This is a genomic window from Cyclobacterium sp. L-R, from assembly GCF_056859355.1.
This window is the reverse complement of record NZ_JBSXOH010000049.1, coordinates 32,840-56,504: the sequence shown is the minus strand read 5'-3', so window position 1 is coordinate 56,504 and position 23,665 is coordinate 32,840. Positions and strand designations below refer to the sequence as shown.

Here is a 23,665-nt window from a genome sequence, read left to right as displayed (position 1 = left end):
AATTATTCGCTGATAATGAAACTATCGCTGTAACAAAAGCATTGTAGTTTGGTTTTCAGCTATTATACCTGTACAACAATGAGTAGGCCTATTCATCTAGTTACAAGCTGCATAGGTTGAATTTTTTGATTTTTTCGATAACAATTCCTTATTTCAAGTTAAATTGGTGGGAATAATATTCATGGAATCTAGGTCAGATGTTCTATTGAAAGAGAAAGTAGAGATTGGTTGGTGCTGGTTTAAACTATTAATTTTTAGCTTTTCTTATTTATCTGGCATCTTTTTTGGAGGTTTGCATTTGATTCGTCAGTTTGAAATTAAAAGAACATGAAAAAAATATTAACATTACTCTCTATAGGGTTAATTGTTTACAGTTGTGCTACAGTTCCCTTAAGTGGTAGAAGGCAGTTGAGTATTGTAAGTAATTCTGAAGTTTTACCTTTGGCCTATGATCAATATGGTCAGGTTTTAAAGGAAAGTAAAGTGCTTACCAGTACCAAGGAAGGACAGCAGGTTGTCAAGGTTGGAAACCGCATTGCTGAGGCTGTAGACACCTATTTGAAGGACAATGGTTATTCTTCCATCACGGATGGGTTTAAATGGGATTTTAATTTATTGGAAAGTGATCAGGTGAATGCTTGGTGTATGCCTGGAGGAAAAGTCGCCTTTTATACTGGTATTTTGCCTATATGTGAGGATGAAACAGGAATAGCTGTAGTTATGGGGCATGAAGTTGCTCATGCCATTGCAAGCCATGCTAGAGAGCGTATGTCTCAAGGGATGGTCGCAAATGGGCTGATTGGTGGCTTACAAGTAGCCTTGGGTGAGGATCCAAGTTTAACAGAAACCATATTTTTGCAAGCTGTGGGAATAGGAGGGCAAGTAGGCATGTTGAAATTCGGTAGAGACCAAGAACTTGAAGCAGATCAGTTGGGTTTAATATTTATGTCTATAGCAGGATATGACCCAAGAGAGGCTCCTGGTTTTTGGGAAAGAATGAATGCCCAATCGGAAGGTTCTTCACGTCCACCGGAATTTTTATCTACACACCCTGGACCAGAAAGGCGAATAGAGCAGTTAAACAAGCAAATGAATGAAGCCTTGAAGTATTACAACAAGGAAAAATAAAATTCGAATCCCCTCTATAAATTATAGAGGGGATTTTTTTATATAGCCGTGTTTAAACCCGAAATAGGCAATAGACAATCTATTACGTGCTGAAATCACTATAAAATCAGCCACTTCGTTGCTGTTTTCAATTTCACCATAGCGGTGCTATGCTAAAATCTCCAAACAGCCTGATTTTCTTGCGATTGCAACACTTCCGTAAACACGGGACAGGCATCACCCCTGACCTTGTCAGGGCGGAGAAATCCTATTACAAAATCCGGGTTAAAGTGATTTTCTGAACCTCATTTTTTTGCAAGGAAATTGATATCCCTGGAACTTCCTGACATATTTGAAAGGAATGGTTGCCGTCGGGCAAAGGGTCGAAGGGAGAAATTTCATCCAGAAAGGCAATATTGGTTTTTGTTATTTTTAATTGGTTGTTGCTTAGTTCTGCGCTATAAATATTGAATCCATGGAAATAGATATTGGCAGTATGAAATTTGCTGGCAAAACCTGATGAAAACTCATCAATACTTAAGGTATTGCTACCAAAATCCATGATAAAGAGTATTTTTGAAAACTCCCCCTTTTGATAAGCCATGCTTTTTCCATCATCTTCATATACCAATTGTCTGGACCTGCCTTGACCTCTGTAAATGTGGACATTCAATTGCCCATCATGTGGGTCTTCCGCATGGTTTGTAGCTGATTGCATTGGCAGAATAGCCCCTGATTTTACAAATACGGGAAGGTATTCCAAAGGGCATTCCCAAAGCATTTCCTGATTCCCTTCATATCGCTCTCCAGTGAACAGATGATACCAGTCGCCCTGGGGAAGATAGATTTTTGTTATTTGTTTGTGACTTTCCACAGGCATTACCAGTAGATTGTCGCAGAAAAGAAATTGATTTTCAAAGGCCCCATGGTAAACAATGTCATCAAAGGAATAATCTATAGATAGACTTTTTACGACCGGAATTCCTGACTTCGAACTGTTGTAGAAAGCACTATAAATAAGTGGCATCAACTTATACCGCAAACGAATATAATTTTTGGCTATTTCTTCCACTTCCTCTCCAAAGGCCCAAGGCTCGGAAGCATTGCTGTTAATCATGGTATGTGCCCTAAATAGAGGGCAAAAAGTGGCTATGGTTATCCATCTGGCAAATAATTGTGGGTTAGTATTGCCCACAAAACCACCTATGTCATATCCTGAAAAAGAAACGCCACTCAAGCCCAGACTATTTACAAGTCTTACCCCTGCCATCATGTGTTCATCGCTGGCCACATTGTCTCCCGTCCCTACAGCAGCATAACGCTGTATTCCTGCAAAGCCCGATCGGGACAATACGAAAGGTCTTAAGGTTTCTTGGTGTCTAAGTTGACCGTTTTTTGTGCTCCTGGCCATTTGAAATCCATAAACATTTCTGGCTTTCTTATGATTGGCATTTTGTCCTTCATAATGGAATTGAACCAAATCAGGAACAGTTTGGCCCCATGTAGCAGGTTCATTCATGTCGGTCCAGAAACCATCTACTTCAGCATCAATGTAAAACTGTAATTTTTGCTCCCACCAATCCCTGACTTCTGGATTGGTGAAGTCAGGAAATACACACCATCCTGGCCATACTTTTCCTTCGTAATTTTCTCCATCCGGGTATTTGAGAAACAAATCTTTATTACGGCCATCTATAAAGGGCCGGTAATTTGAATCTACCTTAATTCCCGGGTCAAGAATAACCACAACTTTGAAACCCTTTTGCTTTAGATGTTTTATAAGTTTGGCGGGGTTTGGAAAGGCCTTTTTATCAAAGGAAAATACTTTAAATTCCTCCATATGATGGATATCAAGATAGATTACATCAGCAGGAATGCGTTTTTCTCTAAAGGTATCTGCCAGTCTGAGCACCTCTTTTTCTGGATAATAGGAGTAGCGACATTGTTGGTAGCCTAAAGCCCATCTTGGGGGCATAGGTGTTTTACCTGTTAAATCAGTATATGCGGTAATAATCCCACTTACCGATTCATCATGAATGAAATAATAATCTAGGTCACCATCTTCAGCTGTGAAATAAGAAAATCGGTTGTTCCCAGCTCCAAAGTTAAAAGTGCTTTTGTGGGTGTTGTCAAAAAACACTCCATAGCAATTCATATGATGAAGCCCAATATAAAAAGGGATAGATAAATACAATGGGTCAGCATTGGTGCCGTAACCAAAATGATCTGTATTCCAATTGGTGTAAGTTTGCCCGTACCTATTAAGTCCTCCTGTCTTTTCACCCAGTCCAATGAATTTTTCCCATTGTTGGAGCTTCTTATAACAACTAACAGCTGTGCCTTGCCAATTTATTCCAAATGTTGGGTCGTCTTCACTCAAGGTTAGACCCGAGGAATTCTTAAATAAAAGACGAAAATTATTCTTATCTAGGTGAATTTGTAATTGGCTAGTTTTTAGTAGGTAAAAATCATCGTTTTCTTCCCAAGAATAATTGCATTTTAGAGTAGAGGAAACAACACTGTACGGGTTTGGAGAGAAATCTTTTTGTCGGCTTACCTGAATTCTGATGCTGGTTTCCGCATAAATGGTTAGCCGGAAAACGCAATTTTCGGTCCTTCCATAGACTTCAGATTCAGTAAATGAACAACTAATGATCCTACCTGTAACATCCAATCCTAAATTTTCATTGGCCATAGAATAAATTGTTTGGAGACTTCAAATTCGACATTATTTGTCAGAATAAAAAAGGTGTTAATTTTCTTCTTAAAAAGTATATCGGCTAAGCTGTGAGCTTAGCGCTAAAAAGATCAAATCGATCAATACCACTGTAGTTACCAGTTTCGATTTTAAGTATACAATTTAACCCGAAATATGCAATAGACATTCTATTACCTAATCCGGGTTTAATCATTAGGCTAAAAATGTCTTTGAGTTATAAGGCCTATGCTTAACTTAAAATCGATTTGTATTAATAGGGTGTCGAAGAAGAAAAAATAGGGTTATATGGATTACAGTAAATGTAGACCAAATAACCCTCATCAAAAAAAATAAAAACCGAGGATTGTAAGTGTTAATTTTCTTTTTTCTTTATGGCTCTCTTTACCAAATATTGCTTGGGTTGGATAAATTGAATGTTTTTCTCTGGTACAATTGATGGTTTTGCAGGCAGAGTGATTTTAATGATTTTAAAGTCTTTATAGTTTCCCATTGGCGCAACCATATTTGGAGATCTTTCAAAAGCCATATTTCCAGCATTGGCAGTAGTAACAGATACTCTATCCGGATCAATAGCATCAAGTTGCATGGCTTCAAATTCCTGAAAATGGTAGGTTTGATCCCTCGTCTGTCTTTCAATCTCAGGAAGATCTTGCGCGTTTACACCAAATGAAATTAGTAAAGAGCAAAAAAAGAAAATGGTAGCTGTCCTCATGTTTAGATAATTTTTAGAATTAAACCTTTCATAAGGTAAAGATATATTGATGGAATTCCCAGTATTTAAAAGAAAAAATTACAAATTTTATTTATGTGATCGGTGTAATAAGGTGTTAAAGGAGGATAATTACTGATAAAAGGAATGGTTCCCTGTGAAGAGTGGTGTGGTGAGCGATATGGTATACTTATTATTACTTAAAAGTAAACAATAGGCATTTGTAGGCAAGGTGTTTTGTCTGTAACCTTATGATTATTAACTAAATAGGTGCCAGGTCATTGGTGTTAATCCATTTGGGTTCTTGGGGTGATGTCTTCTGTCTAGGTTGAATTAAACAATAAAGTGATTGGTAACAGACAGGGTTTGCCGTTTAATATAGGATGTATTTTATTTTTGGGAGCTTATTTGTTTGCTCATAAAAAAAATGCCCCCAATAAGCGAATTGCTATTTGGGGGCATTTTAATACAGGTTTTATACTTTACTATGGCGCTGTCCAGCTGTTATTGGATTTGTCTATGTCTGCCATTCTCTCTGAAGCATCAATTTGCAGTGATTTAACAGGAGAGGAGGACTGATCAATTTTGATTTCAATGGTATTGTTCGTCCAAGGCCACCTTTGGGTCATGGTTCTTTCAGGCAGGTGACTTTCTGCTTTTTTGTTTCCTCTCATTATGGTCAATGGGAAATATAAGGTTTCCTTTTTTCCATTTTCGTAGGTAACCACCAAATCTATAGGCATTGGCATTAAGCCTTTCCTTTCCAAGACCACATCCAATGATTTGTTGTTTTCGTTGACTGAGGAAATGGCGTAATCTATGGTTTTAGTAGAGTTGACCCAGTATTCTTTGTACCAATCAAGTTCTAATCCACTCTCTTTTTCCATCACTCTGATAAAATCATTGACATTAGGATGTTTGAATTTCCATTCTTCCCAATACCTCAACATGCCTTTATTTTTAACTTCTTCGCCAATAATATAGTCCAATTGAGCTAAAAACAGTGATCCTTTGGAGTAAGCAGCAGCACCATAGGCAGTGTTGGTATGGAAATGATCCGCATGGGTGGACAGTGGCTCTTCAAGTCCAGATTTGACTAGCCTTTCATAGCTGGTATAGGAACCTTTTAAGGGAGACTCAGTTGAAGTTTTTAAATAGTTAACGGCCATGTTCTGGTTGCTTGCATAGGTAGTAAAGCCTTCATCCATCCATGAATATAGGGATTCATTAGATCCCAGAACTCCTTGGAACCAGCTATGTGCCAATTCATGCATCATAACACCTACCAGGCTTCCCATTGGTCGGTGACCAGTAATTAAGGTAGACATAGGGTATTCCATTCCTCCATCGCCTCCCTGAATAACAGAATATTGTTTGTAAGGGTAAGCTCCGTAGTTTTCACTGAAATATTTCATGGCTTTTTCAGTGTATTCCTTCAGCTTAGGCCAGGTATTTTTAGTTTCCTTGCTCTTTACATAGAGGTGGTGCAAAGTAATACCATTCTCCATGACCAGTTTGTCATGGGTGTAGTTGGGGTCTGCAGCCCACATAAAATCATGTACATTCGGGGCATAAAAATGCCATGTTAAAGTAGGCCCTGAAGGCTTTTTGACGGATACACCCTCCTCTTCATAGCCATAGCCTATTTCATTCTTATTTTGGAGATAGCCTGTTCCCCCTAATATATAAGACTTGTCAATGGTGATTCTAACATCAAAATCTCCCCAAATACCATAAAACTCTCTACCTATATATGGATTGGCATGCCAGCCTTGTTCGTCATAGTTGGCCAATTTTGGGTACCACTGAGACATAGAGAACTTAATGCCTTCAGCATTGTCTCTCCCTGCTCTTCGAATTTGTAAAGGTACCTGGGCTTTAAACTTACTCTCTAAGAGTACTGTAGAATGGGGTAAAATGGGTTCAGGTAATTTTACTTCCAATATTGTCCCTACTTCTTCCATGATCACGGGCTGACCATTTAAAAGCAAAGATTCAATGTGCATGTATCCAATTTCCTCAGGTGATAATTTGGAAATCCTGTCTCCAACTCGCCTGTCAGGGTCCGCAATGGAGCGTGATCGGACGTCCATCATGCTATTGGGCTGAAACGCATTGTAATAAAGATGAAAAAACAATTGGTTTAGCGTATCCGGGCTATTATTGCTGTAGGCAATGACCTGATGACCTTGGTATTGATTGGTCTTTACGTCCATTTCAACATCCATTTTGTAACTTACCGATTGTTGCCATCTTCCAGATTGTGCAAATACTTGTGGGTCAAATAAGATAAGGATACAAATAAACCCAATAAAAAGTACCGTAATTTTTTTCATGTGTGCGTAATTTTGGGTGCTAAAATATGGTAAATTATGCAAGCAGCCAAAACCTTTAGTTGGCTTGAGAGTTTTCTTGCGAAAGAAATAATGATAAAGAGGTCTGCAAATGCAGGTTTTATTAGATTGCTATTGGTTTTTATTTATTGGGGATAATGTATTTGGATTGTTTTTGTGGTTGTTAAGCGGTAAAAAAGTACAGAATGGATAGAAGTAATTCCAGGTGGGCATTAGGTTTTGCAGGAGTGGTTTCCTTGTTTTTTATTCTTACCTGGCATGGGGTAAGCTTTAATTATGATTTTGAAAATTTTTTCCAACATGATGATTCCGAATTGGACTTTTATCAGGAATACAGGGAGCTTTTTCAAAATGACAACGATTACCTGCTTATAGCCCTTGAAAATAAAACAGGTGTTTTTGACAGTGCTTTTTTAGTAAAGTGCCTGGCTTTTGAAAATGAGTTGCTGCATATCAATGGGGTAGTGGAGGTGGTTTCTGTTTTAAATCAAAAGGAGCCTTTAATAAGCCCGTTTGGTGTCAATTTTAGACCATTGTTAAACTGGTCTAATAGCCAATCCCTTTCCAAAAGTTCTCAAAAGATTAAAGCAGACAAGCAATGGATGGGTAATCTCATCGCTGAGGATAGCAGTAGCCTGTTGCTGTTGGTGCAAAATGAGCAGATGATAAGCAAGGAAAATGGCGATGTGGTGTATGATAAGATAGCAGGCAAGCTCCATGAGTATGACTTTGATGGGTTTCGAACAGCTGGTAAAATCAAAGCACAGGGTGCCTTTGTGAACTTACTCCAACAAGAGTTTGCATTTTTCTTGAACTTTGCCATTCTGGGTGTATTGTTTTTGCTTTGGTTAATGTACCGGTCTTGGTGGGGAGTCGTTCTTCCATTTGTAATTATTGTAACAGGTATTTTTTGGAGTGTGTCTTTTTTGCTTTTAACGGGAGGGGAGTTGGATGTAATGTCGGTGATGCAACCGCCTATTTTGATGGTAATTGGTCTCAGTGGGATGATTCATGTGGTCAATCATTATCAAGCAGCATTGATAGCCTCTGAATCAAAAGAAAAAGCCATTTTCGGTGCATTTAAGTCTTTAGGGCTAGCTGTTTTTCTTACCGCATTGACAACTTCTCTTGGATTTGTCTCCTTGTATTTTACCAATGTGCCTAGTTTGATGTGGTTTGGCTTGTATACTGGTTGTGGGGTTATGTTTATGTTTTTATCCTTGTTTTCCATTTTGCCCTTTGCCTTGTATCACTTGCCCCCATTGCCTTTAACCAATCAAGAAGTGTGGGCAAAGCGATGGAACCGTGGATTGAGATTTCTTTTTCAAAAAATCACCAATTACCGTAAAACCATTTCCCTCACATTTATCGTTTTCACTTTATTAGCTGGCTACTTTATGTCTCAGGTGAAGACCAATGGCTATATTCTTGATAATTTACCAGAAGGACATTCATTGTTGGAAGATTTTCGATTTTTTGACCAACAGTATGGAGGATCAAAACCATTGGAAATATACCTTCAGGCAGGGAGTAAAGATTTGACTCTTTTTGATTACAAGGTCCTGAAAGAAATAGATAAGCTTGAAGGTTTTGTTCGGGGAAATTTTGGGTCAGGTTTTATTATGTCTCCCCTTACAGCGGTAAAGGCAGTGAACAAAGCCAAAAACCAAGGCAATCCAAAGGCTTTTGTATTGCCTTCACCACTTGCCTATGAAAGAATGCAGCCAATGGCAAATAGGATTGGTGATTCTCAAAACATAAAGTTATGGACAGCAGATAAAACGGAAGGTAGGCTATCCACAAAGATGGCAGATGGTGGTAGTCTTTTGGGTAAAAAACAGCACCAAAAATTGGAGGAATTTGTGGCCAATAAAATAGATGCTTCTTTGCTAGAAGTAAGACTAACAGGCACTTCTTTTCTAATTGATAAAAGTCATGAACTGGTTACCTATAAGGTGTTTAGTGGTCTTGGCTTTGCCTTTTTATTGGTAGGGATCATTATTGGTTTTCTGTTTAGGTCATGGAGGATTTCTCTAATTGTTATCCTGCCTAATATTGTGCCTTTGCTTTGGATAGGCTGTGTTATGTATTGGTTTGGAATTGAGTTCAAACTTTCAACCTCCATTGTTTTTGCCATAGCTTTTGGCATTGCTGTGGATGACAGTATCCATTTTATGACCAATCTTCAGATGCAAATGAGAAAGCAACAAGGCTTATTGAAAGCACTTTACCTTACTTATCTTACCACAGGCAAAGCCATAATTCTGACTACGCTAATTCTAGTTTCAGGATTTGTAATGTTGACATTTAGTAGTCTGGAAATACCTTGGTTCACGGGGGTGTTGGTAAGCCTGTCTTTGTTGTTTGCTGTTTTGGCAGATTTACTATGGTTACCAGTTTTGTTATTGCCATTTAAGGAGGTAATAAAGGAGAAAATTAATCGTCGGCTTTCACCAGATCAGGATAAGCAAACACTGCAGAAATAGGATAATGATCGGAATAATCTACTTCTCTTAAAGTTTTGAATTGCAAAACTTCCAGGGCTTTGTCGAAAAACACATTGTCAATTCTTAAAAAGAACAATACCTTATTGTAGGTAAAGCCAAAGCCTCTTCCTTTGCTTTCAAAGGCATTCTCTAAATTTTCCCGAAGACTAAAGTAGGTGTAACTGTAGGGTAAATCATTGAAGTCTCCAGCCAAAATCACTGGATAAGGGCTGCTCAATAGGTGTTTTTTTAGAATTTGCATTTGTGAGGTCCTCAGTTTTATTCCAGCTTTCAATTTTTTAATTGTGGATCGGTACTGGTTTTTTATGCCCTCTAAATTGTCAAGGTCAGCCGCCTTAATATTCATCGATTCAAGGTGGGTATTGTAAACCCTGATGGTGTCCTGATTGATTTTAATATCAGCGAACATGGCTCCATTATTCCTTTTGTTGTCAAAAACTTTACCGCTATTGATAATTGGAAATTTACTAAAAATGGCTATCCCGTACGATTTCTTTTTCTCATTGCCATTTGCAGAATAGTAGGCATACTCATAATCACCGTTGTTGGCAATCATCTTCAATGCATTTCTAGATGGGGTAGTAAAATCCTGATAGAATTCCTGAAAACACTTGATGTCGGAAGGATTCTCTTGAGCCCATTTTATTGAGTTTGTTATTTTGCTTTCACTGTCATTCCCCCAGCTGTTATTAAACAACATGGTATTGTAACTTAGAAAGGAGAATCCTTCAGTAACGGTGTCAGGACTGTTCCATTGGAAGGTGACTACCAAAAATTTCCAGCCAATTATTAAGACTAGGATCGGATAAATGATTAAGCGAAATCTTCCGAAAAGCAACAATACGACAAGAAATAGATTCAATAACAGGAATACTGGTATGAGTAGGGGCAATAAACCCGTATAATCCCATGTCTCAGGGGAAATATGCACACTTAAGAAGAGTGCCAAGGATGCTAAAAAGATGGTAATGATAATAAATCGCATATTGCTGTTTTAAACAAGCCCCAAATTGGCAATAATTTTGTACTCCACCAATATATTTAAATTTTTTACTACTTAGCACCTCTTCATTTAGCTCAAGTTTTGGCTTTTAGGATTGTTTTACCTCGTTGTTCTTGGTACAATGTTAGAGGGAATGCAAGGACTTTTTGGAAAGAGAATGGAAACTCCATGGAGACATTTGTCTTTGGCATGAGCCTTTGAATCATTTAAACAATAGATTTACCACGAGTATTAGGAATACGATATTTAACCTATAATCCATGGAAGATTAAGGAAAAAATACATAGATTAGTGTAAAATTTAATCTTAAACTTTATGAAAAACCTTACAATCCCATTTTTCAGTGTATTTGTTTTTGCGATTTGCTTAGGGATTATTTCCTGTTCAAACCCATCTTCAAAAAGTGCTGAGTCAGTGGAAGAGGAAGCAGTTAAGGAAGTTAAAGAGCGTGCAAGTCCTTTAAAATCTTCCTCCGGACTAGTAAAGGGAAAAGAGATAACAGTGCAATACGGAGCTCCATCTGTTAAGGGGAGAGTTATTTGGGGAGATTTGGTGCCCTATGGTGAGGTGTGGAGAACAGGTGCCAATGAAGCTACAAATGTCAACTTTGCTTCAGATGTTCTGGTTGAAGGGGAAATAGTAAAAGCAGGGAAATATTCTTTGTTTACCATCCCAAGAGAAAACGAACCTTGGACAGTGATATTAAACGCTGACTGGGATTTGGAACACGGACATTTTCAATACAACGAAGAAAATGATGTCTTGAGGGTAGCTGTTAATCCTACTTTTGGATCAAGCAACCAAGAATCCCTTACTATAGAAGTGGTAAGTGAAGGTTTAGAAATTAAATGGGAAAAAGCGAAAGTATTGGTAAATATTGAATGAAATACATAGGGTTCTTCTTTTCATTGCTGTTTTCATTGTTGGTTGCTGTAGGCTTGTCCATTAATTTGGCAAAGCTCCCACCTTTGGCCAAAGTTTTTGATCCTTTTAAAGGCTTCTGGCAAAATGCTTACAGTGAAGATTATGATCCGGAAACTGAGGTGGCTATAGATGGTCTTCAGTCGGAAGTGATGGTGGATTACGATGAAAACCTAATCCCTCATATTTTCGCGGAAAACGATATGGATCTTTATAGGGTTCAAGGTTATGTCACTGCAATGCACAGGTTGTGGCAGATGGAATTTCAGGTAATGGCAGCTGAAGGCCGACTTTCTGAGATTGTTGGGCCCATAGCACTAAACCGTGACAGGGAGATGCGAAGAAAGGGGCTAGGCTTTGGAGCGAAGAATAAGCTTAAATACCTTCAAAAAGAAGACCCTGAAAATTTGAAATTAATGTTGGCCTATGCGGATGGCGTGAATGCCTATATAGATCAACTTTCCCCAAGAGACTTACCACTAGAATACAAGCTTTTAGATTATTATCCCGAAGCCTGGACCCCTTATAAAACACTTCTATTTCTGATGAATATGTCAGAAACATTGTCAGGAGACAGTGACCTGGCTTATACTAATTTTCGGAATATTTTTGGTGATAAATGGCAGGATAAACTTTTTCCAGATAAACCTGAAGGGGTAGTGCCAGTAATTACCAAAGAGGATTGGGGTTTTGAACCTTTGGAGGTAATAAAACCGGGCATTGAATTTCTAGATTCCACAAAAATAACTGAATTATTACCAGAGAAAGAGCCAGGATTAGGGTCAAACAATTGGGTTGTGGCTGGAGAAAAAACAGCTTCAGGCTATCCCATTTTAGCCAATGATCCGCATTTGGCTTTAAATTTACCCTCATTATGGTTTGCCATGCAATTGAGCACTCCAGAATATACAGTAAAAGGAGCAACTTTACCTGGAACCCTAGGGGTAATCTTAGGCTTTAACGAGCACATGGCCTGGGGGAGTACAAATGCAGACAGGGATGTGAAAGATTGGTATAGAATCACCTTTAAAGACCAATCCAGAGAAGAGTATTTGTACAATGGGCAATGGATACAAAGTACCACTCAGTTGGAAACCTTCCTTGTGAAAGGCCAAAATGAATTTGTAGATACGGTTGTATATACCCATTACGGGCCGGTAGTCTATGATAGAAACTTTAAATTTGAAGGAAAACCATTGGACTTTGCCTTGAAATGGACAGCCCATGGAGAATCCAATGAGAGTAAAACTTTTATTGGGTTAAATAAAGGCAAAGACTATGGGGATTTTATAGAGGCACTCACTCATTACGTAGCTCCCGCTCAAAATTTTGTTTTTGCCTCCGGTTCGGGAGACATAGCCTTGAAAATCCAAGGTAGGTTTCCATTAAAATGGGAAGGCCAAGGAAAATTCCTTATGGATGGGAGCAAGCCAATGTATGAATGGCAAGGGTTTATTCCTACAGAGCACAATGCTCAAATTAAGAATCCTGAACAAGGCTTTTTAACTTCAGCAAATCAGCATCCTGTTTCCTATAATTACCCCTATTTTGTCTATAATAATAACTATGAATATTTTAGAAATAGAAGAATAACCGATCAACTTACAGGAAAATCGGGGATTACTGTGGAGGACTTGAAAAATCTCCAATTGGATAACTTTAACCTACATGCCTCGGAAATTCTTCCATTAATGCTTGACAGTGTTAGGGGGGGAGGGACTGAAAAGGAGGCGTTTTGGTTGGCTGAATTGAAAGATTGGGACTATAATGCTTCTGCTGAAAAATTTGCCCCTGCGCTATTTAAATCTTGGTGGGATCATATGGAAAGCGCATTGTTTGGTTCTTGGGATACCAAAGGATTGCCCATTACTTACCCGAATAAATTCACCTTGTCCAACCTTCTTAAGAATGAACCAGATGCGGATTGGTTTGATAAATCCAATACAGCAGCAAAAGAGACCGCTTCTTATTGGATAAATGAAGGGTATTTAGGGATGGTAGATGAGATGAAAAGCCTGACCGAAAATTCCGATTCTATTTCCTGGTCGGCATATAAAAACACCCATTTAAGTCATTTGATTCCAAATTTAACTCCTTTTGGAAGGTTTGAAATCCCAATTGGTGGAGGCAAAGGAATTGTCAATGCATCGGCCTCAGATTGGGGGCCAGGATGGAGAATGATTGTAGAAATGGGTCCCGAAATTAAAGCTTTAGGCATATACCCCGGTGGACAATCCGGTAATCCAGGAAGTAAATATTATGACAATTTTGTGGATGCCTGGGCTTCTGGAGAATATTTAAAAATTGAGTTGAGGAATAGGGGCAATTCTTCAGAAATGTTGTTTCAAACCAAATATACCCCTAATTAACATGAAGTTTATAGTACATGTATTGATTATAGCTTTATTGGCCTACCTTTTAGGTTCCTTTGTGCCTTATTATGTGTTGATGATTTTGATAGGTGGGGTTTCGGCTTGGTTTAGAGGATCTGCCTTTTTAGCCTTTATTGCAGGGGCATTGGGCGTAGCCATAGTATGGATATTGGCCCCCTTAATTATATGGTCTGTTTCTGGTTCTGATCTCCCAGATAAGTTCTCCCAAATCATGGGTTTTTCGAATGGAACAATATTGGTAGGAATTACAGGTCTTTTGGGTTTTTTGATCGGAGGATCAAGTTCATTGACTGGCAATTTTTTTGGTAAACTGTTTATGGAGAGAGACAGTAACTACTAGAAATTTTTGGCCTTTTTTTTGTGACTTCGAATTCAGTCAATGTTTTTTATTCCTGTCAATTTGATTATATTGGAGTAAACAATAAAACCCAGAATAATAATTTTCCCGGATTATTAAATTTGTATAGTATTTGTTATAAATGTCAATGATTAATTAAGGACATTGGAATGCAGCAAAGCCTAGTATTGGTGAAATCAAAATCAGATGAACAATTAGATTTTGGGAAGATACCGGAGCTTAACTGACTTGTCCTTGTCCATTTCGGGTTGAAAGTTATAATTAGCTTTTGTAAAAATAATTTTTCTATAAAACCAACATAAAAAAAATGTCAAAAACGATTATTGTTTCAAATAGACTACCAATTAGTTTACAGCATAAAAATGGAAAGTTTGAATTTAAACCCAGTGCAGGAGGTCTTGCTACGGGTTTGGGTTCAATATATAAGGAAGGAGAAAATATATGGATAGGTTGGCCAGGGAACGATGTTGAAGATGAAGGTCAGCGACTTGAAGTAGTAGATGAGTTGAAGAAATTAAAAATGGCCCCAGTCTTTTTGACAAAAAAAGACGTGGAATTGTATTATGAGGGCTTTAGCAATGAAACAATATGGCCGGCTTTTCACTATTTCACTCAGCATATCAATTATGAAGATGAGTATTGGGATGCTTATTGGCAGGTAAATAAGAAATTCTGTGATGCCATACTTGCCAAAGCAAATGAAGATGACACCATTTGGGTACATGATTATCAATTATTATTGTTACCAATGATGCTCAGAAAGGCATTGCCCAATGCTACTATTGCCTTTTTTCAACATATTCCTTTTCCTTCTTATGAGATTATTCGAATGCTTCCATGGAGGAAACAAATGCTTGAGGGCATGGTGGGTGCTGATCTGATAGGCTTTCACACTTATGATGACATGCGTCACTTTTTGAGTGCGGTGGGCAGAATTCTCGGACTATCCAATGAAAGTGGTTTTATCCAAGCTGACAACCGCTTGATAAATGTGGATGCCTTTCCTATGGGCATTGATTACGACAAGTTCGAACAAGCAGCTTTAAGCCCTAAAACCAAAGAGTATGTAAAGAAATTTAAAAAGACCCTTGGCGATCAGAAATTATTGATAACCATCGATCGCTTGGATTATTCAAAAGGTATTCCAAACCGGATCAAAGTGTTTGAAAGACTTCTTGACGAGCATCCAGAGTACCGAGGGAAGGTGTCAATGATAATGGTGGTGGTACCATCTAGGGACCAAGTGAAGTCCTATCAAGCCTTAAAGGAAGAAATTGATACTTTGGTCGGGCATATCAATAGTAAGTTTTCTACGCTGAATTGGGTGCCTATTCACTATTTCTATAGGAGTTTCCCATTTAATGAATTGAGTGCTTTTTACAGTATGTCAGACATAGCTTTGGTAACTCCCCTTAGGGATGGTATGAACTTGGTATGTAAGGAGTTTGTAGCAAGTAAAACCAACCAAAGAGGTGTGCTGATACTTTCAGAAATGGCAGGGGCCAGCAAGGAACTGGTTGATTCCATTTTGGTCAATCCTAATGATCAGGAAGGGGTGACAAGTGCTATTGTGGAGGCGCTATCAATGGATGAAGAGGAGCAGGAGGTGCGAATGATTTCCATGCAATCCAGTTTGAAAAAGTATGATATTTTCCAATGGGTTAAAGTATTCATGGATAGGTTGAAGTTTGTTAAGGAAAAACAAGCGGATCTTGAATCCAAAGCTTTGGACAAGAAAATCATCAACCAAATGAAGGTGGCTTTTAAAACGGCCAAAAAGCCTTTATTGCTTTTGGATTATGATGGAACTCTTGTAGGGTTTAAAGGCAGACCTCAGGATGCATTTCCAGATGAAGAATTGAAAGTATTGGTGGCGGCCCTTGCAGAACAATGCCAAACTGTCATAATAAGTGGTAGAGATAAGGAAACATTAGGAGAATGGTTTAAAGGACAGAAGGTGGATATGATTGCTGAGCATGGTGTTTGGCTGAAGAGAAAGGATCAAAAAGAAGATTGGATCTTATATGCGGAGGTAGATGATAGCTGGAAAGAAGATATCCGGAAAGTAATGGAGTATTATGTACTTCGTACACCAGGAGCCCTGATTGAGGAAAAACACCATTCGCTTGTTTGGCATTATAGGAAAGTTGAGAGTGGCTTGGGAGACCTTAGGATGAGAGAGTTGTTCAGCCACCTTAAATACATGGCCAGGGGCCACAATCTTCAAGTATTAGAAGGCAATAAGGTGCTTGAGATTAAACGTCCTGATATTAATAAAGGTAGAGCAGCTACTGCAATGATGAAGGGAGAAGACTATGATTTTATCATGGCACTTGGAGACGATTGGACAGATGAGGATACCTTTAAGGCCATGCCTAAAAATGCGTACACCATTAGAGTTGGGTATACCTATACACAGGCCAATTATAACATCAAAAACCCATTAGAGGTAAGGGAATTGTTAAAGACCTTGGTCGAATAATACCTCCTGTTAACTGATCTATTGACATCCCAATATGGGCGATATTGTTGCAATGATAAAGCTATAATAGGGTCCAAATTGGGGTGTTTTTATATACTATAGGCTTAGCCTCTTATTTCGGGTTTAACTCAAGTTCAATAAGCTAATAATACTCAAAACCATTTTTTCTGTATGGCAAATTGTCTTATTCAGGTTTTATGCTTTTAATCCAGTTGCTCATATCTTCCAGTACTTTCGGGTTAAATGTTTCAGTATTGGTCCCATATTCGGAAATTGCTCCGGTTTCTGCTGTTTGGAACAGATGATTTAGCCCATCGTATACATTTACATTGATATTTGGAAGGCCCATTTTTATAAGGGCCTCCTTATTTGAGATGGCATTCACCTGTTTGTCTTTACTGCCAAATGCTACCCATGAGGGTATGCTTACCTGATGGATAAAATCTTTTGGTTCAGTTTTTATAAAATTATAAAACCAGGGAGCTGTTAATTTGGCATACTGCTCTAGTCGCTGATCAATTTGGACCGCTTTTTCCAAACTATCCAAGTGAACCAATCGCTCGTCTTCAGCGATGAATCTTCTTAACTTTTCTTTAGCCTCTACAGGACTTTGGCTTTCTTTTACCAATTGGTACAACTTGAAATTATAGCTTTGCTGCTCCTTGGCCAGGTTTTCTTCAGCACCTGAAGCCATTATTATATCGTAAGTCTGTTCACTCATTAGGCTATCAATAGAGATAACTGGAGGAGCTAGGGCAGTAATAAAAGCAATGTTTCCTGTGTTATTCGCAGCCATCATCCAGGAAATTAGGCCTCCTTCGCTATGGCCTATAACTCCTATTTTATCTTTGTCTACAAAAGAGAAGCTTTTTAATTTTTCCACTGCCGACCAAGCATCTTTTACAAAGTCATGTGTTGTAGCACCTTCCATGGTTCCTTCTGACTCACCTACTCCGCGGTCATCGTATCGCAAGACAACTATTCCTTGTCGGGTAAGGTGATCAGCAATTACCCAGAAAGGTACATGTCCGAAAATTTCACTATTTCTGTCTTGGGGACCAGAACCGCTAATAAGTACTACAGAGGCAAAAGGTCCTTCACCCTGAGGTTTAGTCACTGTCCCCTTAAGTAATAGATCATCTTCTTTTTGGACAAAGGAAGTGTTGATAATTTCATAGGGAAAGGGGCCTTGTGGAGTTTGTGGATGCTTTATTTGGTTATCGGCTTTCTTCTTAGATGGGGACAAGGTTAGAGACAGGGAAAGACCCGATTGTTTAAATTGCCCTGTAATGCTGTTGTCAACAAGGGTGCCTTCGAAGGTTGCGCTCAAAGTGGTAATCTGTATGGAGAGAAGTGTCCCGTCAAACAATACACTTGTCAAAGGGATACCATAAGCATTCTGCTGAGGGCTGTCCAAGGTTCCTTTCCAACCTTCGGATTCAGGTTCAAAATTAAAAATTAAAGGGAGTTGTTGTAGGCCCAAGTCCAACTTTCCTACCCAAGAACCAGAGATAGTCTGGGCATGGCTTATGGATGTAGTCAAAAAAAATAGACCAGAAATTAAATAAAATAAAGATGACTTTAAACTCAAGGAAGATTCCATATATACTTAGAGGTTAGCAAGTATAAATATATGGAAAAAAGGCAGTTTAAGTAATGATTACTATTCTATAAGAGAAGGTATTTCGCTTCTAGGGATTAAGTTTAGCGTTCTTTGAAAGTTCTCCTTATAATTAGAAGCATTCAGTGTGTAATAAAATGCACCCTTCTTTGAAGCGGTTTTGTCCTTTTCTTCTATCTTTTGAATGATCTTGCTTGAAAGTAGCTTTCTTGTAAAGTTTCGTTTGTCAATTTTAGTAGCAAACAATTTTTCGTACAAGGTCTGAAGTTTTGGTAAAGTGAATTTTTCTGGCAATAATTCAAAAAGGATTGGGTGAAATGCGGCCTTACTTCTTAACCTGCTAAAAGCCATTTCCACCATTTCCTGGTGGTCAAATATCAATTTGGGTATTTGATCCATTTGGAACCAACGTGCTTGAAATTCATCATTGGTTTGTTTTTGGTATTTTTTAATATCAATTAAGGCCATATAAACTACCCCTACCACTCGTTCAACAGGATCTCTTTTTGGATTACTAAAGGCATGCATTTGTTCCATAAATACATTTTCAAGACCGGTGAGTTCTTTGAGTATTCGATTGGCAGACTCATCTAGGGATTCGTTAGGTTTAAGAAACCCTCCCATAAGACTCCATTTTTCTTTCTCAGGAGAAAATCCCCGATTGACCATTAATAGTTTGTAATCGACACCATCAAACCCAAAGATTATACAATCAACAGCTACCAGAACTCTAGTTTGACTTGAATATTTAAACATTTTTGATTCTTTAATATTGTGTTATTAACACTAATTTATTTGAAAGTTGAATTTAACTCTTTTATTGCATGAGTTACGTACCCGATGGCGATTTTGTTTTAAAATATTTTTACGGCTACCTTCTTCTCTAATCAATTAGAATTTCAAATTTCGACAATTTTTTTCAAAATGTGCTTGTTTATTTAACCAAAAATTTAAAAAATGACGTAATATATTTAATAATGGGTTAAATTTTATTCTGAAAATATTTACTAAATCAATTAAAATTAAGAAAGTTGCTTGTATTGACCCCTAGGCAGACTTGTGATTTTACTGTAATATTTCCAAATTAATTTTTTTCAAAAAATATTCAATTTGTGGTTTTTTACAAGAGGATTTTGTGCCAAAGCTTCATTGAATTTGGTCTACAAGTAAAAATAAAGAATTTATGATTTTTTAAAATAGGTTAAAAATACACTTAATTTAAACCCAAGGCATGTATCACGATAGCTTAGAAGTGTTAAAGCCCTATATGATTAGTCAATACCCACTGTTTTTGAGGTTTTTATCAGGGTCTTGAATTAAAATCGAAAACAGCCTTAGTAGTTGATGCTTTTTTTCCTACTTTTTAAAATTTGTCAAGCTCTTTCTCAAAAACCCAACTATGCTTTCGAAGGTGTGAAGTTTAGACAAATGAATATTATTTATCGTTTGAAAGAGCTGTTGCCTTGTTGTGTTCTCATAGATAAGATGGTTAGAAGCTAAATGATTTTGGCTGTTCGGTTGCATTTTTTTGCAACAATGCCAATACAAAGCAGGGCTTACTTAATTGCTTAAAGAACCTTTCAAGAACTATTTTGAAGCGATTTTAGCATGAAATAGATTTTTTATTGTAAACATCAGGTTAAAATTTTGGGTCTTGATTAAATTTTATCAATGTTTTTTAAAAATGTACCTAAAGTTATGTAGTGACCAAGGAATATTAATTATAGATGGTGAAAATGTACTTTTTAAACATTTGACCTCGTTTGATAGTTTTATGACTTTAAATTTAGTTTAACCCGTTAAAACAATGTTTTTGCCATTGATATTATATTCTGCTCACAGGAAAAAATAAAAGTAGCCTCCCTATGTTTAAACTAAATTATTAATATATTATTTTTTCTTGAATTTTTACATTTTTACATTATTTACTTTTTTCTTCATAAAAATATATTTAAACTTCGATGTTATAAAATTTTGGAGAACCCTAAAATAACCTTTCAAACATTCAGTATATATGGTTTTCTTTGAAAATTTTTATTAAAAATTAGATATTTATTCGTAACCGATCTAAAAGCAGATCATTATTTCGAAATAAATTGTGTGATATTGCAAAATAACCATAAATACATAAGCCTATGAACATAATATTTTAATCCATTAAGCAGTGTTTGAATTAGGAATGAAATCCTAAGAATTAAATCAATTAACAAATAATCCACTATGAAAAAAAGTTTACATTTTTACCGGGACATGCAACCGATGTCATGGCTCCCGGCAATCCTTTTTTGTTTGTTTTCAGGAGGCCTAATGGCTCAATCTGAAGGCTTAAATAAAAATTTGGAAAACATTAACAAAGATCAAACGGTTTTGGCCAGTGCCAAATTAAAAAATGCCAATGCCGAATTTGATGTTACGATAACTGGTGTTGTGACGGACGAGAATGGTATGCCAATTCCTGGTGTAACCGTATCCGTTCCTGGAACATCTATTGGTACAGCAACTGATTTAGATGGAAAGTACACACTTACTGTTGCAGAAAATGCAAGTGTTATATTTTCATTTATAGGTTTTGAAAGCCAAACGGTAAATGTTGCCAACAGAAGCACAATAAACATTACTTTGAAAGAAGATACCCAATCTCTAGACGAAGTAGTGGTAGTAGGTTATGGTACACAGGAAAAAGTGAACCTTACTGGTGCAGTAGGTGTGGCCACAAGCGAAAGGCTTCAAAATAGACCAATTGCAAACGTGGGTGAAGGTCTTCAAGGTGTGATACCAAATTTAAATATCGCTCCTAGGAATGGTGATCCTTCCCAAAGCCCGAGTTTTAATATTAGGGGATATCAATCTATTAATGGTGGCTCGCCACTTATTTTGGTAGATAACGTTCCTATGGATATCAATAGAATCAACCCAAATGATATCGAAAGTATTTCTGTACTTAAAGATGCAGCTGCAGCTGCAGTATACGGTGCTAGAGCAGCTTTTGGTGTGGTATTGGTAACTACAAAAAGTGGTAAAGAAGGTAAAGTACGTGTATCCTTAAACAGTCAGTATTCATTAGGTAAGCCAATATTCAATATGGATCCTGTTACAGATCCGTATGAATTTGTTCAAGCCAGAAATTTAGCTAACATTCGTACAAATGGTGTACCAAGTTACGATCAGGACATGATCGATGGTACCAAACGTTGGTCAGAAAATCCAATTCCGGAAAACGAATGGGGAGTTGCAAATGGTAACTTGAGGTTTTATGGCTTTAATAATTACACCGAAAAGATAATGACTGATTTTGCGCCATCTCAGCAACATGATCTGTCTATCTCTGGTGGATCAGAGAATTCGAAATATTTTGTTTCCATAGGTCATTTAAATAAAGACGGCTACCTTAATTCAGATCGTAACGAAAATTTTAAGCGTTACAATATCTTAATGAAAGCCGAATTTAAAGTAACAGATTGGTTGACATTGGATGAGAAAATAGTTGTAAACTCTCAGCAAAGTGACAAGCCTTATTTCTACAACTGGGATGTAAACATTAATACTTTGGCAAGGGTAAACCCTATTATGCCAATAACTTTCCCAGATTTGCCTTACTATGTTACCGAAGGAGATAGAGATACTTATGCACCTTATATAGGTAAGTATTTTGGAGGAACCAACTTCTTCCCTTATTTGGAAGATGGTGGACGTTCTACCTGGACCAACAATGATATTTGGTTAACTCAAGGAGTAACTTTAAACCCGGTTGAAGGATTGACAATTAAGTCGAATTTCTCTTATAATTTCTTTCACAGGTCTGAGCAAGATGTTGCAAGTAAAATCGAAATTGTTGACACAAATCTTTTGGCTGCAGGTCTTATCAGTAATGGATTTAGTGGTAACGACTTCATCAATGAAGAAAGTCGGTACAACCAATATTATGTTTTCAACGCATTTGCTGATTACAAATTTCAATTACCTGAAGTTCATAGCTTAACTGCTATGGTTGGATTCAACCAGGAATGGGGTCAAAATAAATTTATTAGGGCACAAGCCAATACTTTGCTTACACCATTGATTACGGATTTGAATGCAACAACAGGCTTGCAACAAACCTTTGGTAGCAGTAGTCATGTTTCTTTAAGAGGCGCATTCTACCGAGTGAATTATATCTTTGATGAGCGTTTTCTATTGGAAGCCAATGGTCGATATGATGGTACTTCTAGATTCCCTTCTGACAGTAGGTTTGGTTTCTTCCCATCTTTCTCAGCTGGGTATAGAATTTCCAATGAAAATTGGATGGCCAGTACTAAAAGCTGGATGGATGAATTGAAAATAAGAGGTTCTTACGGTACTTTAGGTAACCAATTATTGGGTAGCAATTATTACCCATATATACCAACCTTGGGTACAGGTCAATCAGGCTTTATGCTTAGCGCTGGACAGCGTACCCCATATGTATCTGCTGCGGGACTAGTAAGTCCAACCTTGACATGGGAAACGGTTGTTTCTCAAAATATAGGAGTTGATTTCACGCTATTTGGAGGTAAAATCGATGCTTCCTTTGATGTGTACTCTAGAGAAACCAAAGACATGTTGATGCGTAGAGATTATCCTTCTATTTTGGGTACAGGTGCACCACAGTCTAATGCAGCTGATTTGAAAACTACTGGTTGGGAGTTGGCAGTAACATGGAAAGATAGAGTTAAAGATGAGCTCTTTTATGATGTTACATTGGCCCTTTCCGATTGGACTGCTGAAATTACTAAATTTGAAAACCCTGAAGGGGTAATCAATCAGTACTATGTAGGTCAAAAACTAGGGGAAATCTGGGGTTACGAGACCGTAGGTATTTTTCAATCACAAGAGGAGGTAGACAATGCTCCTGATCAATCAAGATTAGGTGCCAATTGGAGAGCTGGTGATATTCAGTATGCAGATTTAAATGGAGATGGAATAATTTCTACTGGTAATGGTACTTTAAGTGATCCTGGAGATAGGAAAATCATAGGAAACGATACACCTAGATTGTCTTTTGGATTGAATAATAATTTACAATGGAAGAATTTCACTTTGAATCTTTTCTTCCAAGGTATTTGGAAAAGAGACCACTGGCCTACTTCTGGAAACTGGACCTGGTTTTTCCCTTTCAATGCCGGACATGTGGAGAAATATTTCATCACCGATTCTTGGTCTGAGGATAACAGAGATGCCTATTTTGCAGCGCCTCATATTTCTACCAATGACAAGAAAAACATCCAAACACAAAGCAGGTTCTTGCAAAATGCCGGTTACATCCGTTTGAAGAATGCCAATTTAGGTTACAATCTTCCTCAAAACTGGATGGAGACCATTGGTTTCCAAAATGCCAATATCTATTTTTCAGGCATGAATCTTTGGGAATATTCTCCGATTCGCAAGCCTTTGGATCCTGAATCAATTTATGCAGGAGCTATCGAGTATCCTATGCAAAGGGTATATACTTTAGGTGCAAGGATTACCTTTTAAT

The 23,665-nt window shown here is 37.6% G+C and carries 13 protein-coding genes; 7 read left to right on the top strand and 6 right to left on the bottom strand.

Translation table 11 applies throughout. The features are described 5' to 3' along the window. Positions 1-327: 327 nt before the first annotated feature. The gene (locus AC13EX_RS05350; RefSeq protein WP_482891864.1) at positions 328-1,128 is read left to right on the top strand and encodes a M48 family metallopeptidase; all 801 of its coding nucleotides are present in this window, start codon (positions 328-330) and stop codon (positions 1,126-1,128) included. Between the two features lie 250 nt (positions 1,129-1,378). On the opposite strand, the gene AC13EX_RS05345 is transcribed toward AC13EX_RS05350, so the two are convergent. From AC13EX_RS05345 to AC13EX_RS05335, 3 genes are all read right to left on the bottom strand, one after another. Then, complete coding sequence (locus AC13EX_RS05345; protein WP_482891863.1) at positions 1,379-3,802, bottom strand: glycoside hydrolase family 31 protein; 2,424 nt, start codon at positions 3,800-3,802, stop codon at positions 1,379-1,381. Positions 3,803-4,178: 376 nt separating this feature from the next. Then, complete coding sequence (locus AC13EX_RS05340; protein WP_048642865.1) at positions 4,179-4,538, bottom strand: hypothetical protein; 360 nt, start codon at positions 4,536-4,538, stop codon at positions 4,179-4,181. Between the two features lie 482 nt (positions 4,539-5,020). Further along, complete coding sequence (locus AC13EX_RS05335) at positions 5,021-6,871, bottom strand: M1 family metallopeptidase (RefSeq protein WP_482891862.1); 1,851 nt, start codon at positions 6,869-6,871, stop codon at positions 5,021-5,023. A 203-nt stretch (positions 6,872-7,074) separates the two neighbouring features. Here AC13EX_RS05335 and AC13EX_RS05330 point away from each other — a divergent pair, with 203 nt between their 5' ends. After that, entirely contained in the window at positions 7,075-9,375 is a 2,301-nt protein-coding gene (locus AC13EX_RS05330) for an efflux RND transporter permease subunit (protein ID WP_482891860.1), read from the top strand. Here AC13EX_RS05330 and AC13EX_RS05325 read toward each other — a convergent pair. Next, positions 9,326-10,381, bottom strand: a complete 1,056-nt coding sequence (locus tag AC13EX_RS05325) for an endonuclease/exonuclease/phosphatase family protein (protein WP_482891859.1) — start codon at positions 10,379-10,381, stop codon at positions 9,326-9,328. The genes AC13EX_RS05330 and AC13EX_RS05325 overlap by 50 nt on opposite strands. A 333-nt stretch (positions 10,382-10,714) precedes the next feature. On the opposite strand from AC13EX_RS05325, the gene AC13EX_RS05320 reads away from it, so the two are divergent. The 4 genes from AC13EX_RS05320 (at position 10,715) to AC13EX_RS05305 (ending at position 16,553) form a co-directional block, all read left to right on the top strand. Then, on the top strand, positions 10,715-11,284 hold the full coding sequence (locus AC13EX_RS05320) for a DUF2911 domain-containing protein (protein ID WP_482891858.1): 570 nt from the start codon (positions 10,715-10,717) through the stop codon (positions 11,282-11,284). Further along, complete coding sequence (locus tag AC13EX_RS05315) at positions 11,281-13,689, top strand: penicillin acylase family protein (RefSeq protein ID WP_482891857.1); 2,409 nt, start codon at positions 11,281-11,283, stop codon at positions 13,687-13,689. Before AC13EX_RS05320 ends, AC13EX_RS05315 begins: the two co-directional genes overlap by 4 nt. A 1-nt stretch (position 13,690) precedes the next feature. Beyond that, positions 13,691-14,053 (top strand): hypothetical protein, encoded by a 363-nt coding sequence (locus AC13EX_RS05310; protein WP_482891856.1) that lies wholly within the window; start codon positions 13,691-13,693, stop codon positions 14,051-14,053. Between the two features lie 325 nt (positions 14,054-14,378). Next, entirely contained in the window at positions 14,379-16,553 is a 2,175-nt protein-coding gene (locus AC13EX_RS05305) for a bifunctional alpha,alpha-trehalose-phosphate synthase (UDP-forming)/trehalose-phosphatase (protein WP_048642871.1), read from the top strand. 184 nt (positions 16,554-16,737) lie between these two features. On the opposite strand, the gene AC13EX_RS05300 is transcribed toward AC13EX_RS05305, so the two are convergent. Together AC13EX_RS05300 and AC13EX_RS05295 are read right to left on the bottom strand one after the other, a co-directional pair. Then, entirely contained in the window at positions 16,738-18,156 is a 1,419-nt protein-coding gene (locus AC13EX_RS05300) for an alpha/beta hydrolase (RefSeq protein WP_482891855.1), read from the bottom strand. A 60-nt stretch (positions 18,157-18,216) separates the two neighbouring features. Continuing rightward, positions 18,217-18,930 carry an NUDIX hydrolase gene (locus tag AC13EX_RS05295; RefSeq protein ID WP_482891854.1) on the bottom strand — a complete coding sequence of 238 codons (714 nt, stop codon included), beginning with the start codon at positions 18,928-18,930 and terminating at the stop codon, positions 18,217-18,219. 1,464 nt (positions 18,931-20,394) lie between these two features. Between AC13EX_RS05295 and AC13EX_RS05290 the strand changes: the two genes are divergently transcribed. Beyond that, complete coding sequence (locus AC13EX_RS05290) at positions 20,395-23,664, top strand: SusC/RagA family TonB-linked outer membrane protein (RefSeq protein WP_482891853.1); 3,270 nt, start codon at positions 20,395-20,397, stop codon at positions 23,662-23,664. The last annotated feature ends 1 nt before the right edge of the window (position 23,665 follow it).

What these genes read in the sequence shown, in the direction of transcription:
- AC13EX_RS05325 (WP_482891859.1), bottom strand. Translation starts at nt 10,381, where the DNA reads ATGCGATTTATTATCATTACCATCTTTTTAGCATCCTTGGCACTCTTC.
- AC13EX_RS05305 (WP_048642871.1), top strand. Translation starts at nt 14,379, where the DNA reads ATGTCAAAAACGATTATTGTTTCAAATAGACTACCAATTAGTTTACAG.
- AC13EX_RS05335 (WP_482891862.1), bottom strand. Translation starts at nt 6,871, where the DNA reads ATGAAAAAAATTACGGTACTTTTTATTGGGTTTATTTGTATCCTTATC.
- AC13EX_RS05300 (WP_482891855.1), bottom strand. Translation starts at nt 18,156, where the DNA reads ATGGAATCTTCCTTGAGTTTAAAGTCATCTTTATTTTATTTAATTTCT.
- AC13EX_RS05345 (WP_482891863.1), bottom strand. Translation starts at nt 3,802, where the DNA reads ATGGCCAATGAAAATTTAGGATTGGATGTTACAGGTAGGATCATTAGT.
- AC13EX_RS05310 (WP_482891856.1), top strand. Translation starts at nt 13,691, where the DNA reads ATGAAGTTTATAGTACATGTATTGATTATAGCTTTATTGGCCTACCTT.
- AC13EX_RS05320 (WP_482891858.1), top strand. Translation starts at nt 10,715, where the DNA reads ATGAAAAACCTTACAATCCCATTTTTCAGTGTATTTGTTTTTGCGATT.
- AC13EX_RS05340 (WP_048642865.1), bottom strand. Translation starts at nt 4,538, where the DNA reads ATGAGGACAGCTACCATTTTCTTTTTTTGCTCTTTACTAATTTCATTT.
- AC13EX_RS05295 (WP_482891854.1), bottom strand. Translation starts at nt 18,930, where the DNA reads ATGTTTAAATATTCAAGTCAAACTAGAGTTCTGGTAGCTGTTGATTGT.
- AC13EX_RS05315 (WP_482891857.1), top strand. Translation starts at nt 11,281, where the DNA reads ATGAAATACATAGGGTTCTTCTTTTCATTGCTGTTTTCATTGTTGGTT.
- AC13EX_RS05330 (WP_482891860.1), top strand. Translation starts at nt 7,075, where the DNA reads ATGGATAGAAGTAATTCCAGGTGGGCATTAGGTTTTGCAGGAGTGGTT.
- AC13EX_RS05350 (WP_482891864.1), top strand. Translation starts at nt 328, where the DNA reads ATGAAAAAAATATTAACATTACTCTCTATAGGGTTAATTGTTTACAGT.
- AC13EX_RS05290 (WP_482891853.1), top strand. Translation starts at nt 20,395, where the DNA reads ATGAAAAAAAGTTTACATTTTTACCGGGACATGCAACCGATGTCATGG.